The sequence below is a fragment of the Desulfosporosinus sp. Tol-M2 genome (genome assembly GCF_059735615.1).
Window position 1 is genome coordinate 33,255 of sequence record NZ_JCAIJG010000112.1, and the last position, 16,728, is coordinate 49,982.

Annotated in this window: 14 protein-coding genes; 1 reads left to right on the forward strand and 13 read right to left on the reverse strand. The window is 45.9% G+C overall.

The genetic code is table 11. From position 1 onward, the window contains the following. Nucleotide 1: 1 nt before the first annotated feature. The 12 genes from nirJ2 to AC6I5A_RS08340 form a co-directional block, all read right to left on the reverse strand. A complete protein-coding gene (gene nirJ2 / locus AC6I5A_RS08285; protein WP_034614326.1) occupies nucleotides 2–997 on the reverse strand; it encodes a putative heme d1 biosynthesis radical SAM protein NirJ2 in 996 nt (331 codons plus the stop codon). Beyond that, the gene (hemB, locus tag AC6I5A_RS08290) at nucleotides 994–1,977 is read right to left on the reverse strand and encodes a porphobilinogen synthase (RefSeq protein WP_034614329.1); all 984 of its coding nucleotides are present in this window, start codon (nucleotides 1,975–1,977) and stop codon (nucleotides 994–996) included. Before hemB ends, nirJ2 begins: the two co-directional genes overlap by 4 nt. A gap of 216 nt (nucleotides 1,978–2,193) precedes the next feature. Next, nucleotides 2,194–3,372: a putative heme d1 biosynthesis radical SAM protein NirJ1 gene (nirJ1, locus tag AC6I5A_RS08295; RefSeq protein WP_034614331.1), complete on the reverse strand. Its 1,179-nt coding sequence runs from the start codon at nucleotides 3,370–3,372 to the stop codon at nucleotides 2,194–2,196. Further along, a complete protein-coding gene (gene cobA / locus AC6I5A_RS08300) occupies nucleotides 3,365–4,882 on the reverse strand; it encodes a uroporphyrinogen-III C-methyltransferase (RefSeq protein WP_034614332.1) in 1,518 nt (505 codons plus the stop codon). The genes nirJ1 and cobA overlap by 8 nt, the downstream gene beginning before the upstream one ends. An 18-nt stretch (nucleotides 4,883–4,900) precedes the next feature. Then, nucleotides 4,901–5,812, reverse strand: coding sequence for a hydroxymethylbilane synthase (gene hemC, locus AC6I5A_RS08305; RefSeq protein ID WP_034614333.1), 912 nt, complete (start codon nucleotides 5,810–5,812; stop codon nucleotides 4,901–4,903). A 6-nt stretch (nucleotides 5,813–5,818) separates the two neighbouring features. Next, the gene (hemA, locus tag AC6I5A_RS08310; protein WP_034614334.1) at nucleotides 5,819–7,153 is read right to left on the reverse strand and encodes a glutamyl-tRNA reductase; all 1,335 of its coding nucleotides are present in this window, start codon (nucleotides 7,151–7,153) and stop codon (nucleotides 5,819–5,821) included. Beyond that, the gene (locus AC6I5A_RS08315) at nucleotides 7,129–7,767 is read right to left on the reverse strand and encodes a precorrin-2 dehydrogenase/sirohydrochlorin ferrochelatase family protein (RefSeq protein ID WP_034614335.1); all 639 of its coding nucleotides are present in this window, start codon (nucleotides 7,765–7,767) and stop codon (nucleotides 7,129–7,131) included. Before AC6I5A_RS08315 ends, hemA begins: the two co-directional genes overlap by 25 nt. 253 nt (nucleotides 7,768–8,020) lie before the next feature. Then, a complete protein-coding gene (locus AC6I5A_RS08320) occupies nucleotides 8,021–10,024 on the reverse strand; it encodes a YgiQ family radical SAM protein (RefSeq protein ID WP_034614361.1) in 2,004 nt (667 codons plus the stop codon). A 144-nt stretch (nucleotides 10,025–10,168) separates the two neighbouring features. Further along, entirely contained in the window at nucleotides 10,169–10,660 is a 492-nt protein-coding gene (locus tag AC6I5A_RS08325; RefSeq protein ID WP_034614337.1) for a YajQ family cyclic di-GMP-binding protein, read from the reverse strand. A gap of 24 nt (nucleotides 10,661–10,684) precedes the next feature. Next, entirely contained in the window at nucleotides 10,685–11,443 is a 759-nt protein-coding gene (locus tag AC6I5A_RS08330) for a helix-turn-helix domain-containing protein (protein WP_034614338.1), read from the reverse strand. A 24-nt stretch (nucleotides 11,444–11,467) separates the two neighbouring features. Beyond that, on the reverse strand, nucleotides 11,468–12,520 hold the full coding sequence (mnmH, locus tag AC6I5A_RS08335; RefSeq protein ID WP_034614340.1) for a tRNA 2-selenouridine(34) synthase MnmH: 1,053 nt from the start codon (nucleotides 12,518–12,520) through the stop codon (nucleotides 11,468–11,470). Between the two features lie 69 nt (nucleotides 12,521–12,589). Continuing rightward, a complete protein-coding gene (locus tag AC6I5A_RS08340; protein ID WP_497900606.1) occupies nucleotides 12,590–14,950 on the reverse strand; it encodes a DNA translocase FtsK in 2,361 nt (786 codons plus the stop codon). A gap of 280 nt (nucleotides 14,951–15,230) precedes the next feature. Between AC6I5A_RS08340 and AC6I5A_RS08345 the strand changes: the two genes are divergently transcribed. Further along, nucleotides 15,231–15,536, forward strand: coding sequence for a hypothetical protein (locus tag AC6I5A_RS08345; protein WP_034614342.1), 306 nt, complete (start codon nucleotides 15,231–15,233; stop codon nucleotides 15,534–15,536). 309 nt (nucleotides 15,537–15,845) lie between these two features. On the opposite strand, the gene AC6I5A_RS08350 is transcribed toward AC6I5A_RS08345, so the two are convergent. After that, nucleotides 15,846–16,547, reverse strand: coding sequence for a ClpP family protease (locus tag AC6I5A_RS08350; protein WP_034614346.1), 702 nt, complete (start codon nucleotides 16,545–16,547; stop codon nucleotides 15,846–15,848). Nucleotides 16,548–16,728: the final 181 nt, after the last annotated feature.

Sequence of the window (16,728 nt, forward strand, 5' to 3'; positions counted from 1 at the left end):
ACTAAGTCCCTTTCCTGCCATGGTATAAGCACCACGGCTCCTCCGCCATGTAATCCCCTTCATTATAATAGGCGGCGCGTGCCCGGCAACCGCCACAAACGCGCTTGAACTCACAAGAGCCGCATTCCCCTTTATAATCGAGGGTCCGTAAATTCTTCAGCACTTCATGCTGTCGCCAGATTTCGTCAAACGGAGTTTCCCGCACATCCCCTAACGGGATATTGAGATAAGCACAGGGTTGAACTTGACCCTTCGGACCGATGATGCAATATGCTGTTCCCGCCAAACAACCACGGCTAAAGCGCATATCAACGCCCATTTGTTTAGCTATCCGCATAAACTGCGGGGCACAGGTTGGCTTGAGTTCTATATTGACGGTTTGCTGTTTCTTCATAATTCGCGTGAGGATTTCCTCATAGGCCTCCGCCTTGAGGGACTCTTCTTCAATCGAAACTGCACGGCCTGTTGGAACCAGAAAAAAGAAATGGTGGGCAACTGCGCCCAGCTCGACTGCAAAATCTGTAATCGCCTCCACTTCATGCGCATTCCAATCCATGATCGTCGTGTGAATTTGGAACGGAAGCCCCACTTCTTTACAGATTTTCATTCCCCGGACCGCCCCATCCCAGGCACCCGGAAATTTGCGGAATTCATCGTGTTTATGCTTGTCCAGAGAGTCCAGCGAAATACCCATACCCATAGCACCGGCACTTTTCAGCTGCTGGGCTAATTCACGGGTTATGAGAGTACCGTTAGTCCCAAACACCGGACGCAATCCCAGGGACTTTGCATAAGCCACTAATTCTACGATATCCGTCCTCATCAGGGGCTCTCCCCCACTAAAAATCATGATCTTAAAACCTGCTTTAGCAATCTGTTCCAGCAAGGTCCTTGCTTCAGAGGTACTGAGTTCATCTTCCGCTTTACAGCCGGCATCACGGTAGCAATGGTCACAGTACATGTTGCAGGCGTTGGTCGTATTCCAGGAAACTATCATGCCGGTCCCTCCTCTCTAAGCCAACTCGCCACGTCTAAGGCATGATAGGTGATTATCAAATCTGCTCCCGCCCGTTTCATGCCGACCAAGGCCTCCAGGACAATTCGTTTCTCCTCAATCCAGCCGTTCGCTGCCGCCGCTTTGACCATCGCATACTCCCCGCTGACGTTATAGGCGGCAACCGGCACGCCAAATCTCTCTTTGGTACGATAAATAATATCTCCGTAGGCCAAAGCGGGCTTCACAATAATTAAATCTGCACCCTCTTCAAGATCCAGAGCTGTTTCCAGCATGGCTTCATTGCCATTCGGAGGATCCATCTGATACGTTCGGCGATCTCCAAACTGAGGTGCCGATCCCGCAGCATCACGGAAGGGTCCATAAAACCCCGAGGCAAACTTAGCTGCATAGGCCATAATTGGGATGTGCGAAAATCCTTCACGATCCAACACTTCCCGAATAGCCCCAACCCGCCCATCCATCATATCCGACGGGGCAACCATATCCGCGCCGGCACGCGCCTGAGATAGAGCGGTCTGGGCAAGCAGGTGGAGGGTAGGGTCGTTAAGGACTTGTCCATCCTCAATCAAGCCGCAATGCCCGTGATCGGTATATTCGCACAGGCATACATCGGTGATGACGTATAGTTTTGGGAAATTCTTTTTGGCTAAGCGGACAGCTTCCTGAACAATCCCCTGCTCATGGTAAGCTCCCGACCCCACGCTATCTTTGCTCTCCGGAATCCCGAATAACAAGACTGCAGGGATCCCCAGCTTCACAACCTCCCCAAGTGCTAAGACAAACTCATCAAGCGAATAATTATATACGCCGGGCATGGAGGAAATCCCGACTTTTTTGTTCTCTCCCGGCATGACAAACATGGGGTAAATCAAATCCTCAACCCGGATATGGTGTTCCCGCACCATGCAACGTATCGCTTCATTAGCCCGTAAACGGCGCGGGCGACTTTTAAGTTCCATAATAAGTAGCCTCCTCTACCCATTTTCTCCTCGTCGTAACCAAGCCCATGAATGAAATTATATTGCAAAGAGAACCATCAAGCGGGAGGAGCGTGTCGAGTGCAGTTGGCGAAGCGTTAAGACGCACATCGGCCGCACATTCAGATAATCCCAAGGGTTATGTGCGTTAGCTTCGAAGACAAACGAGCCGCTCCGGAGCTTTGGTGAACGTGCAATTCATTTCCGTTCACTAATCTCTTCGTCCGTCAAATAGCAAGCCGGATCAGACTCCCAGAAATCTCCGGTGACGGCTTCCGCACGTGTCCGGAAATTACCGTTACACATGTCCAGGTATTGACAAGCCGCGCACCGTCCTTTGAGCAAGGGTTTGCGGTCTTTTAGTCCGGCCATAATGGGGTGTGAAACATCTGTCCAGATCTCCCCGATTTTACGTTCCCGGATATTTCCAAACGAGATATGCTGGGTAAACTGATCAGGGTGCACATTTCCTTGCGGATCAACTTCTCCAAAGGCAATACCCGAACGGTTTCCCCCATTGAATCCGATAAGACCCTTGATCTTCTCAGCCCTGGCCGGATCTTCTTTTAAAGCTTGGATATACATGTACACTCCATCGCAATGGTTATCGACGGTCAGGATTTCCTTTTTCAAGCCGCGCGCTTCAAAATCCCGGGTTCGGCGAATAATCGTATCCATCGCCAGCCGTGATTCTTCCAACGTCACATCTTCAGCAATCATGCGGTTACCCCGGCCCGAATAGACCAGATGGTAAAAGCAAACGCGATCAATATCCTCTGTTTCGATGAAATCAAATATCCTGTCCAGTTCTTGAATATTATGGTGATTAATTGTAAAACGCAGTCCTACCCGTTGGTCTACGGCTATACAGTTTTGAATTCCTTTCATGGCCGCCTTAAAGGCTCCCTTTTTACCCCGGAACTTGTCATTGACATCTTCCAGCCCATCAAGTGAGATCCCGACATAGGAGATCCCCATGTCTTTTATGCGCCTGGCAACTTCAGGCGTAATCAGTGTACCATTGGTCGAAAGCGTGACCCGTAGCCCTTTCGAAATTGAATACTCGGCAAGTTCAAAAAAGTCGGGTCGCATCAGCGGCTCGCCTCCGGAGAAAAGAAGAACCGGTGATTTAAACTCCGCCAGGTCATCGATAAAACGCTTCGCTTCCTCCGTGGTCATTTCCCCTTGATATTTTTGAGAGTCTGACTCCATATAACAGTGGACACATTTTAAGTTACACGTCTTGGTCGAATTCCAGACGACAACAGGACCTGAATCTATAGTCGTTCCGTTCCGTGCACCGTGAGAGTGTTTGTTATAGCGCAAAGAGTCTCCGAAATATTCGGTATCAAATAAAAGCTTGGTGACACTAATCATGATTATTTCCCTCCAGTAAGGCTTCGACCAATCCACTGATTGTGTACTCTGCTGCTTCTTTGAAAATCTGCAGACCAAGTTCCCGGGCTGTCGCACTGGTGATCGGTCCGATAGAATAGAGCAGGACACCCTCCAGCAAGGAAAGATCTCCATCCAAGAGCGTGACAAAATTGCGCACGGTTGAAGAACTGGTAAAGGTAACCGCATGGATCTCCTTAGCGCGCAGCATATGCTGCAATTCTTCACGGTTAGCTCCGCCGGTTACCGTCTTATAAACCGGCACATCCCAAACTTCCACACCCATAGCCTTTAGGGATTCCGGCAAAATATTTCTTGCCTCTTCAGCCCTTGCCAGCAATACTCTTTGCCCAGATACCACCCGCTTTGCTAAACCTTCAACAATTTTTTCCGCGCGGTATTCTTCCGGCATATAGCCAATATGTATCCCTCTTTTTTCCAGGGCAGCTTGTGTTGCCGGACCAATCGCAACAATTTCTGCGCCCACCAGATCGCGGACATCCAGTTCTTGCTTCTTAAGTTCGGCGAAAAACGCTTCCACCCCATTAACGCTCGTGAAGATAAGCCATTGAAAAACTGGCAGGTTATAAATCGCATTCAATAAATTAGAGCTATCCGTTGGAGGAGCAATTTCAATGGTTGGAAATTCCCAGGCTTCTCCTCCCAACGCTTCAATCGCCTGAGACAACTCACTCGCCTGATGGCGTGCGCGTGTCACTACTATCCGCTGCCCAAACAGTGGTTTCTTTTCAAACCACCGGAGTTTTTCCCGCAAAGAGACTACTTCCCCCACGATAATTATGGCTGGATTCGAAAATCCCTGTTCCTGAACCTCTCTGGCAATAGTATCCAGTTGACCGACAAGCGTAGATTGTTCCGGCCTGGTGCCCCACTGAATTATGGCCACCGGGGTCGCAGGCTTTTGCCCATTTTCCAGCAGCTTTTGCGCAATTAGGGGAAGGTTTTGCATACCCATAAGGAAAACCAGCGTCCCTTGCAATTGCGCGAGATGGTCCCAGTGAATGGTTGATTCATTTTTTTGGGGATCTTCATGTCCCGTGATCACCGCAAACGAAGTTGTTAAATCCCGATGCGTCACCGGGATACCGGCGTAGGCTGGAACGGCTATCGCTGAGCTGATGCCCGGTACAACTTCAAACTGAACGCCTGCTTCCACTAATGCCTCCGCTTCCTCGCCTCCCCGACCAAAAACAAAAGGATCCCCGCCCTTGAGGCGGGTAACGATTTTTCCTTCCAGGCCTTTAGCCACAAGTAATTGGTTGATTTCTTCTTGTCGAAGCGTGTGGCGATCCGGTGATTTTCCCACATAGATCAGTTCACACTCCGGGCGGGCTAACATTAAGAGGCGCCGTGAAACTAAACGATCATAGACTAGAACATCCGCTTTCGCAATACACTCTGACCCTTTAATGGTTATCAACTTCGGGTCTCCCGGACCGGCACCCACTAAATATACATATCCCTTAATCAAACCGAACACTCCTATCAATCATCTGATCTCAGCTAATATCTCGGCAGCCCCAAGCTCAACCAGCCGATTGGCAAGCTCGCTGCCCACCGCTTCAGGATCAGTACCTACGGCTTCTGCTTTAATCAAGCGAACCCCATCTAAACTCGCTACCATCCCTCGAAGAATAATCTGTCCCTTTACCACTTGGGCTAAAGCACCAATGGGGACCTGACAGCCGCCTTCAAGTTGGCGCATGAGAGCACGTTCCGCACGCACCGCTTGTTCAGTCTCCAAATGATTTAGCTGAGATAATAACTCCTGAATATCCGTTCGCTGCGCAACTATTTCAATAGCAATCGACCCCTGGCCAACTGCCGAAAGCATCAAATTTTCTGACAGAATTTGAGTGATTCGATCCTCCCACCCCAGCCGTTTCACACCGGCAGCAGCAAGTACAATCCCATCCATATTGGACTCAGTTAACTTCTTCCAGCGCGTTTGAAGATTCCCACGCAAATCCATAAAGTCAAAATCCGGGCGATAATGTTTAAGCTGTGATTTGCGACGTAGACTACTTGTGCCTATGATCGCCCCGGCGGGCAATTCTTCAAGAGGAATTCCATTTTTACTGAGAAAGACATCCCTTGGCTCCTCCCTTTGACAATAGGAGCTAATCGTCAACCCACTTGGTAACAAGGTTGGCATATCCTTGAGACTATGGACTGCCATATCAAGCTCATGCGATAAAAGTCCCTGTTCTAATTCCTTCGTAAATAATCCTTTGTCCCCAATCTTAGAAAGGGGAACATCCATAATTTTATCCCCTTTAGTTTTTATCGGAACAAGTTTAAATTCAAGGTTAGGGTATAACAAATGAAGTTGAGTTTTTACCCACTTAGCTTGCCACATCGCCAATTGACTGTCACGAGTTCCAATCCTGATGGTCCTCATTTTTACTTATGCCCTCCCGTGATGCACGTATCCCAAATGCTGGTCTAATATTTTAGCCGGTCGCTTAGTTTCTTCTTCAACATCCAAATCAAAAAGGTTTTGCAAGATTTCAGTATAAAGATGTCCTTGGGTCGTCGTAGCATACTCCTTAAGATTTGTGATGGGTATGTACAAGAGCTGATTGACGATGGAATTGGCCATAGAACGGACGATCTTTTCCTGTTTTGGAGTTAACCCCTTTAAATGTTCTAACGCTCGCTCAAGTTGCAACTCTTTAATTTTTTGCCCTTGTTGCTGTAAAGCCAGAATCGTTGGCACAACAAACAAGGAATTATGCCATTTAAGGAAAATCAGCATTTCCTCTTCAATAATTTTTTCCGCGTTTACTGCTGCTATTTCTCGTTCTTGATGATGGCGGTCAACTACTCCACGCAAATCATCAATGTCAAATAGGGTTATAAAAGGTATTTTACCTGCATCAGGGTGAATATCGCGCGGCACCGCAATATCAATTAGAAGCATAGGGCGTTCCTTACGTGTTTTCATTATCTCCTGTATGCGTTCCGGCCTTAACATAAAATGAGGCGAAGCCGTTGCAGAAATAACTATATCCACTTCTTGAAGGTACTGATCCAGATCATCAAAACGTACCGCTTGCCCGGAACATTCCTTGGCCAGGAGTGCAGCTTTTTCATAGGAGCGATTCGACACCAAAACGGTGTTAGCTCCTGCGGCAACTAAGTGTTTGACAGTGAGGGTGCTCATCTCTCCGGCACCCATAATTAAAATCCTTTTACCTTGGAGTTCTCCAAATTGTTGTTTGGCAAGTTCTACTGCCGTATAACTGATGGAAACCGGGTGCTGATCAATCCGGGTATCGGTGCGTACACGTTTTCCCACAGCTAAAGCGTTCTGGAAAAGTATATTCATCGCTTTGTTCGTCACCTCCGCCTCACACGCTTGTTGATAAGCGTTAGCAACCTGTCCAAGAATTTCAGTCTCTCCCAGCACCATCGAGTCCAACCCTGAGGCGACACGATACAAGTGGCGCACTGCGTCATACAAGGTGTGCGCATACAGGTATTGTTCAAGAACGTTTTCCTCGATTCCATGGTGGCTGGCTAAAAATTTCTTGATGGAATATATTCCAATTTCCACATCTGTTGTTGCCGCATAGACCTCCGTACGATTGCAGGTACTGAGAACTACAACCCCTTGAAGTCCGGGATAGCTTTTGAGTTTTCTTAAAACCTCCGGCATTCGGGAGGGATGACAGCTCATTATTTCGCGTATTTCAACTGGCGCGCTTCGATGATTTAGTCCAATAGCGACTGGAAACACTTTTCAATCACTCCTTCCGCTTCGGTTAACCGCTGAGCTTTAATGAGTTCCCTCACTTCGCCATCCGTGACCCGTCGCCAAAAGATACTCCGTTTTTCGGACGGTAAACTGCGCTTAACAAGGCTTCGCCAGGTTTTAAGTAGGGTAAGATACTCAGCCATCTCCTGACCGTACAGAGCTTGCAACTCTACGCGGACCTGCCGCGCTACGATGGGGCTGCTTCCTCCTGTCGACACAGCTATTTTCAAATCCCCCCGTTCCATAATTGACGGAACAATAAAACTGCATTTTTCCGGGTCATCCACGACATTTACCGGTCGATGCTGAGCGTTGGCATCATTAGCAACTTGAACATTAACTTCCTCTTTTTCAGTGCATGAAAACACAAGAATTGCCTCTTGTATATCTTCTGTCGAATAGTCTTTCTTTAACCAAAAACATGTCTTATCGTCAATCAATTCTTTAAGCTCAGGAACCAGCCGGGGGGAGACAACACGCACATAAGCGCCATGCTGCAGGAGGGTTTGAACTTTGCGTAAAGCCACGGTCCCTCCTCCGACTACCAGAACCGGCTGGGCTGTTAAGTCTATAAATATTGGATAATACTGCGCCATTGTCTTATATTTTCCTTTCCAGTCGTACATCAACCTGGCAGCAAATAACCTGCATAAATAATCAGATAATCAATGATCATGTTTCTTCCAGGGTCCCATGATCAATAAGTGCCCAAGTATAATTTGTTCATATTGCCTGCATGACCATTATAGCACAACTCAAATTGTTTGGATGAAACGAAATAAAACAACACACGGGGCAATAACCCTCATTTACAGGAAATCGATCTTACCTTAATGTTTTCTTTAGCCCTTATGGAGTTTTATCGCGGCCACTCCCGTATCGTCTTTTTTCCTTTTTTGGAGCACTCTTGCCCTGTGCCCCATTATTCTGTACATCCGTATACGCCGCATCTTTGCTCCGTACGCCTATATTCTGCGCCTCTTTGCCGACGATACCCCTGCTCTTTATGCCTGATCTTCTCACTCGTCCCTTACTTGGCTTACTTTCCTTTTCTAACGGGTCTGCGCGCACATATTTTCTCGGTCGAATAAGACATTTAGGCCCATACCCAATTAGATCCTCACGATGAGCTAAACGTAAGGCTTCTTCCACTAACTCATGATTTCCAGGACTCCGGTACTGAATTAACGCCCTCTGCATAGTCTTCTCACGTATGCTGCGTGGAATATAGACCGGCTTCATGGTCCGGGGGTCTAAACCGGTGTAATACATACAGGTCGAGAGTGTTCCCGGCGTTGGGATAAAATCCTGGACTTGTTTTGGATTAACACCCATGTCTCGAACATATTCCGCCAACTCAACGGCTTCTTTCATAGTACTGCCAGGGTGAGAAGACATCAAATAGGGGACGAGATATTGTTCTTTCCCCAGTTCTTCATTGGCCGCACGGAACTGCCGCACAAATTTTTCGTACACGGCTTTCCCGGGTTTGCCCATGAGACGCAGAACTTTCTCACTGACATGTTCCGGAGCGACTTTCAATTGGCCGCTGACATGGTGCTCACAGAGCTCACGTATAAAACCAGACTTGCGGTCCGCTAATACGGTATCATAACGGATACCGGAACGAACGAACACCTTCTTTACCTTCGGCAAACTACGCAAACGGCGTAAAAGATCCAGGTATTCCTCAAGATCATTTTCAAGTTGATCACACGGCTTAGGAAAAAGACATTGTTTATGTGAACAAGCTCCCCTAGTTAATTGCTCCTTGCACGCCGGTCGACGAAAATTGGCTGTGGGACCCCCTACATCGTGAATATATCCTTTGAAACGATCATTCCCAGTCATCTTCTTAGCTTCCCGAATAATCGATTCGGCACTTCGGCTTTGCACAATTCGCCCCTGATGAAATGTTAATGCACAAAATGAGCATGCTCCATAACATCCTCTGACGCTGGTAAGGCTAAATTCCACTTCTTCAATAGCAGGGACTCCTCCTTGGGCTTCATAAAACGGATGATACGTTCCCACGAAAGGCAGGGCATAAACTGTATCCATTTCCGCGTGTGTTAAAGGAAGAGCAGGCCGGTTTTGCAACACACCTTTGCGCCCGTGTGCTTGATACATGGCCCTGCCATGAATAGCGTCCTGCTGCTGATATTGCACCCAAAAAGCCTGCGCATATTTTCCCTTATCTGAAACAACGTCCTCATAGCTTGGCAGAATAAGCGTATCTTGCGGCACACTTTCCCCAGTCAAAGGCACCATAGTCCCCCTGACATCTGTGATCTGCTCTATCGCTTCCCCGTTATTCAGACGTTCGGCGACCTCAACAATCGCCTTTTCTCCCATCCCAAAGACAAGTAAGTCTGCTTGACTATCGAGTAGAATGGAGCGCCTAACGTCATTACTCCAGTAATCATAATGGGCAAAACGCCTCAAGGAAGCCTCAATTCCCCCGATAATTACAGGAACACCCGGCAGCGCTTCCCGTACGCGGTTTGAATAAACTATTGTTGTTCGGTCAGGACGAAGCCCTGGCTTTCCTCCAGGAGAATAGGCGTCCTTATGCCGCTTCTTTTTGGTCGCCGTATAGTGATTAACCATGGAATCGAGATTCCCTCCGGATATCAAACACGCCAGACGAGGTTTCCCCATGACTCGAAAAGCCCGGAGATCCTTCCAAACGGGCTGAGCCAAAATCCCCACCCGGAAACCATGTTTTTCCAGGACACGAGCAATAATGGCTATGCCAAAGCTCGGATGATCTACATAGGCGTCGCCGGTAATTAGGAGAAAATCCAGTTCATCCCATCCTCGCGCCTCCATATCCGTTCGATTTATGGGCATATATTTCGCGAACGCAGATTCCAATATTCTCACCTTTCTGTTTAAACACAACGCGAATCTTATCCGCCGGCTAACCGCCACTAAGAGTCCTCTTCTATAAGTGAGGGATAAGTGGGGATAAGCGAAAAGAGGGGCAACCCCTCTTTATCGATAGTTGATAAATTGTAGTTCGATACCGAAGTCTTCCTTCCGAAGTAAGGTAATAACCGCTTGAAGGTCATCTTTGTTTTTACCGGTCACCCGAATCTCATCGCCTTGTATGGAACTAACTACTTTTATTTTACTGTCTTTAAGGACCTTGATCATCAACTTTGACTTTTCTTGGGTAATCCCCTGCAGCAGTTTAATTTCCTGCTTAACTGTGTCCCCTGCCGCCTTTTGTGCCTTTCCGTACTCCAAAGCTCTCAAGGAAACCCCGCGCTTAACCAGTTTACCTTCCAGAATGTCGACAACGTTACTCAATTTGAAGTCGTCATCGGAGATTAGAACTATCTTATCTGCCTCAAGCTTAATGGATGATTTGCTGTTCTTAAAATCGAACCGATTGGCGACTTCTTTCTGAGCCTGCTGAACGGCATTATTTACTTCCGGCATATCAACCTTGGAAACAATATCAAATGAACTATCTTTAGCCAAAATAAACGCTCCTTTATATAAAACTTATTGCGTCTTTATAGTATCATGAGTTAGAACAATATTATTAACAACTTTACCCCCGTCCTGAAAACTTGATAGTATCTGGCCGTTTAATGTTACCGAAAGGCCTGCTGCGTTTCCTATTCGAACAAATTCGATTTTGTTTGTACCTTTGAGTTCTTTAGTTGCACCGGCACGGAACAGTTCCTGAAAAGGAAGCTGCTCGTCTATTCTGATCTCCATCCAACAATCTTGGGTGAAAACCAACTGTGCGGTTAAGCCATCCAATGTCGGGTCTGCAACGTTTTCTGGTTCTGGGGCAGCAACTGCCGGGACACTTGGTGATGGCGTATTCTCCTCAGTTTGCGGTGCACTTGGCAAAGCTGGCGGAGCGTACGGATCTACGGGATTGTTCCCAGACTTGCTTAAAGCAAAAGCGATTACCAACACAATAATCAAAACCGCCATACTCCCCAGGAATGCCGGCTTGACCCAAAGAGGACGAACCTTTACCAGTGTATTAGGTGATTCAAAAACAGGGACAGGCTCAGGCGTCGCTGAAGAGTTATAGAGTGCGATAATTTCATCCGGATTTAAGCCCAATTGTTTTGCATAGGTTCGTAAATACCCCCTGGCATAAGTTGTTCCGGGGAGTATTTCATATTTTTCCTCTTCAAGGGCCTGAATATAACGCACACGGATCTTAGTTATTTCCTCAGTATCCGTAAAACTCCATTGTTTTTCTTCTCTAGCGGCCTGGAGTATTTTTCCTTCTCCTGCCATTGATAAGACCCCCTTTTCTCACCATCAGCTCAAACCAAATACCCTGAAACTCATGGAATCAAGATAGCCTCCCAACTCCCTTAATGCCTTCTCCGGTTCCAGATAATTCAAATAAAACGCATAATCTGAACTTGGTTCATTTGAATAGGCATATAGTTTGTCATAATACTCGACAAGTAATCGCTCGGTAAAGAAGTCCAAACAGCCTGTTTCCAACAAGGTACGTAATTCTCGAACTTTCACATGGCCCAACGTTCTAATCAGTCTCTCCAACGCAACCCCGATCTCATGAAGTGCATTGGGCACTGAGGTATACTCCGTTAACAAGCGTTGGATGCGATTTTCCAAAGAATCATATTGGAGGACTTGTTTTCCCTCTTGCATAGCTGTATTTAAATTAATGGGTAGGGTTACTCTACCAATTCTTTTACTCTCACATTCTAAAATAATATACGAAAATTTGCTTAACGCTATAAGTTCCTCATATAATAATCCTTCGAATTTTTTTTGGGACGGGGGATTTCCCAGTCCAATTTCGCCAAAGACGGACCCGCGATTATTGGCGAGTTTCTCAAGGTCAATCGCAGGATATCCTTCTCTCCGCAGCTTTCCCAAAAGTTCGGTTTTTCCCACTCCTGTATTTCCACAAAGTACCACAACCTGAAAGGGAAGTTTAGTTTGAAAATACTCAAGTACTTGCTTGCGATATGCTTTATACCCCCCCAGCAAACGGTATACTGGGATGCCCATTAAGTCAACAACCGTCGCCAGCGACTTACTTCGCGTTCCGCCTCGCCAACAGAAAAGTACAAGAGGCCCACTTTTCGATAGCTTCTCCAGCTTTTTGACTAATTGCGGAAGTTTTGGGCTAATTATCCTTAAGCCCAGTTCACGGGCCAAACCAGGTGTAGTTTGTGTATATGTTGTGCCAATTTGAGCACGTTCCAGGTTATCAAACAAAGGAAGATTGACCGCACCCGGAAGTGTTGCTTCGGCAAATTCCCCCTCTGAGCGCACATCGACAAGAATCGGGTGATCCAGGGTCTTCAGGTCTTGAACATTAATCTCCTTTATCATGCTAAATTCCTTCCAAATTTGACAACATTCTGCCTATCTAATCATAAATGCTAACGCCGTATAATGCAACTAGTGTGCAAGTTCATCTCTCCATTGGCCAAACTTCAACTCGAACTGTCCTCTTGTCATGAGAACCTCCCGCGGTTTTGAGCCTTCATATCCCCCGACAACCCCTTTCTCCTCGAGAAAGTCCATTAAGCGAGCCGCCCGCGTATACCCAATACGTAAACGGCGCTGTAAAAGAGAGACCGAAGCGGTTCCGCCTTCTATAAAAAGCTGCGCCGCCTGATAAAAGAGTTCATCTTCCGGATCTTCTGTTTTAGCATTCCCTATATCCATGTTAGGGATTTCCTGATACTCAGGTTTAGCCTGATTTTGTAAAAATGTAACAACATTTTCCACTTCTTTATCGCCCAAATAACATCCCTGTACGCGCAGCGGCTTACTCGCGCCCATGGGATAATAGAGCATATCTCCACGACCTAATAGTTTTTCTGCGCCGTTCATATCCAGAATGGTCCTTGAATCCGTTTGAGACGAAACCCCAAAGGCAATTCGGGAAGGTATGTTTGCTTTAATTATCCCTGTGATCACGTCAACTGAAGGGCGCTGCGTCGCAATAATCAGATGAATCCCTGCAGCACGAGCCATTTGAGCCAAGCGGCATATCGCATCCTCGACATCACCGGGTGCAACCATCATTAAATCAGCTAACTCATCAATGATCACCACTACATATGGTAACGGGGGATGCTCCTCCTTCTTATCCTGAGAACGCAGGAAGTTGTAACGGACGATGTCTCTAACTGCGGCAGCTGCAAACAGTTCATAACGAGTCTCCATTTCAGTCACGATCCACTTTAATGCCCCGGCTGCTTTCCTGGGATCCGTCACAACAGGTGCTATCAGATGAGGAATCCCGTTATAGTTAGCCAATTCAACCCTTTTAGGATCAACCAATAAAAACTTTACTTCATCCGGGCGAGCCTTAAATAGGATACTGTGAATTAGAGTATTAATACACACAGATTTTCCGGAGCCTGTAGCCCCCGCAATCAAAAGATGGGGCATTCTCGTTAAATCTACAATTACTGGCGTCCCCGTAATATCTTTACCTAAACACAACGCCAACTTACTCGTAGCACCTAGATATTCCGGTGTTTCCAGGACTTCTCGAAAATGAACCATAGCTATTTCTATATTAGGCACCTCAATACCTACGACTGATTTCCCGGGAATGGGTGCTTCAATACGTACATCAGCAGATGCTAAGCTTAGCGCAATATCATCGGCCAGATTTGTTATTCTACTAACTTTTATACCCGGAGCAGGTTGTGCTTCATACCGTGTAATGGTAGGTCCTTGCGTAACCTGGGTCACTTTTATCTTCACACCGAAGCTCCCCAGCGTTTCTTCCAGGATTTTCACATTATCGGCTAAGTCCTTATTAAGTCTGGGATTTTTAACTTTTAAAGCTTTATCTAATAACGTGGCCTGAGGAAGCTGAAAATTCCCATCTTCACGTGTCTGGCGAGAAATAGGTGTACTAGTCACCTTCCCGGGTGGAATAATCGTATCGTGCACTCCTCTGTGCATTTTTTCAAACCCTAACTGTCCCTTCGGTACGTTAGGATCGATAGGAAGATCATCTTGGTCTTCAAGAGTTTTGATGACAAGTGGTCGATCGACAACATCAGGGTCCAGAGCAAGTGTTAGTTGCTTTGGCGGAGTCCCTTTTTTCTTTGGCGTTTTATCCTCTGCTTCCAGATTAACCTGCGAAACAGAATCCTTGTCTCCGGAATTCTCGCCTCCAGAATTCTTCACCACGTTAATAAAATCGTGCATTTGGTGTTTCATCCATAGCCCTAATTCTTTTCCCACTTGATTAACTTCCTGTACTCCGCGGATCAAAGAGCGGTTTGTGATCAGTAGAGCCCCCATAAAAGCACCCATAATTAAAACGACGTAACCCCCGGGTATACCGATCGATGTAATTAACAGGGCCGTAACCCCGGCGCCGACAATCCCGCCACCGTGTCCACGCTTCCCTTCATTAATAAGATCAGTCCTGGAAAATGCCTCTATGCCCTGTAACTGCAGGTGAAGGAGCCCAAGAAAAACAAGCCATAGAAGGATTGCCCCTACGACTTTGGCTCCCAAACGGGGAATACGCTGGTTCATATAAGCAAGACCCCAGGCTCCCACCATTATGGGAATCCAGACCCGTCCGCCCCCAGCCAGAACTTTTAGAAGCTGTTCAATTTCTCTACCGACCACGCCGCTCCTTTCGGAGAATAGCGCGACAAGTCCTAAGCAAGCCATTCCAACCACAAAAACTCCAATGACTTCATTGCGTATTGTCTCTTTTAAGGTGCTTGCTCTCGTGTTCACCAGCGTATTCTTATTGCGGCGTTTTTTTGTGATCGCCACAGTACAATCCTCCAAACTTGTTTATTTGTTACACTCACACTGTATGAATTCCACAAAGGAAAACGTTTTCCTTTTTTTTCATGATATATACTTAACTAGGGCCAGTCCATAGTAAACATTCGAAACCCTTTCACATACTTGTGTATTATGCGGTCAAAAACTCGGGTCATGCAAAATTTGTCGCAAAACCATTATTATTGGAATCGAAAGGGATTGAAGGATAAGTATAGAAGGCTACTTCATTACTACATTTTTTAAGAGAGGAGGTTTTATCTGGGAATTGACAAGTGATATTCCATGTACCCAAGGTAATAATCAAATGGACAATGATAGATTTTTCATAATAGCAAGAAATATAACCGTATTTATAGTAATAGGTCTAGTCATAGCAGGCGTAATATTGAATAGTTCAATACTACGAACAATGTCTATTTCCGCATTAGGATTAGCACAAGTCTTTGGGTCTCGCGTGGACTCAGAGGAAATTAGTAAACTAAATAGAAAAATAGGTCCTTGGCTAGGTGGGCTATTAAGTGTACTTGGAATATGTTATATAATATTTCAAATAAGTAGAGGGCATCAGTGAACTCGCTTACGCTAAAGCTGAACATCGAGGCTTCAGATGGGGACTCTACCCCACCTGAAGTTACGAAGAACCCACCCACTTATAGAAGTGGGGGTCTTGAAACTTAATAAACTATAAATGATAAACTAAATTTAGGAAACCTCCAAAGTGCTGGTATTATCGGGTTTGTTGCTATTTCTACTATACCATTTTTGGCGGTTTTCTTGTTGTTTAAAGCCTCATTTTCTGTGATTTACTGTGGTTTTATTCCCTAAAAAGACACCCATGCCGCCCGGCGGCACCATCAAAGGATGAAAATAGATTGTATTTTCAGGATAGAGGCTGGGAAAGTTGAGTTATTAAGTTGTTGAGTTCTTTAAATGCTTCCTTCACTCCTCCTACAGCCTGAATTAATCCAGAATCAACGGCTTCTTGTCCTATTAGAATTGTTCCAATATCTTGGGCTAATTCGCCAGTGTTGAACATAAAATGTTCTAATTTTTCTTTGCTTATTTGCGAATGTGAATAAATAAATTGATCAATCCGTTGTTGCATTTTTTGCAAATAATCAAACTGCTGATGCCCGTTAATTACTAAACCAGTATACCGAATCGGGTGAATAGTCATTGTTCCGGTTGGCGCTATAAAGCTTTTTGTACAACTGACTGCAATAGGGATTCCAATACTGTGACCGCCACCAAGAACTAGTGAAACAGAAGGTTTATTTAAACTACAGAGCATTTCAGCAATCGCCAATCCTGCCTCGACATCGCCACCTGCCGTATTCAAAATGACAAATATCCCTTCAACCTTAGGATTTTGCTCAACCGCCAACAACTGGGGGATAACATGCTCATATTTAGTAGTCTTGGATTGGGCAGGCAGAATTAGATGGCCTTCGATTTGTCCAATGATAGTCAAACAAAAAATCCTTTCATCCACACCAGGCATTTTAATTTGTCCTATGTCTTTTAGATTAGATAAAGAACCATTATTATTTTCCTCAGGGGAAGTCGTTTCATCAGAACGCACCGGCTAAACCTCCTTTATAATAAGCCAAGAACCCCAATCCGTTAACCTTTTCCTCAAAAGGTCAACTCTGAATTTGAATATATGAGAGGTTCTCTTTTAATATGGATGTTTAGCACAGAAAACATACGAACAATGATCACAACGGCTATAATTAAACACAGTCACAGTATCCCTAACACAA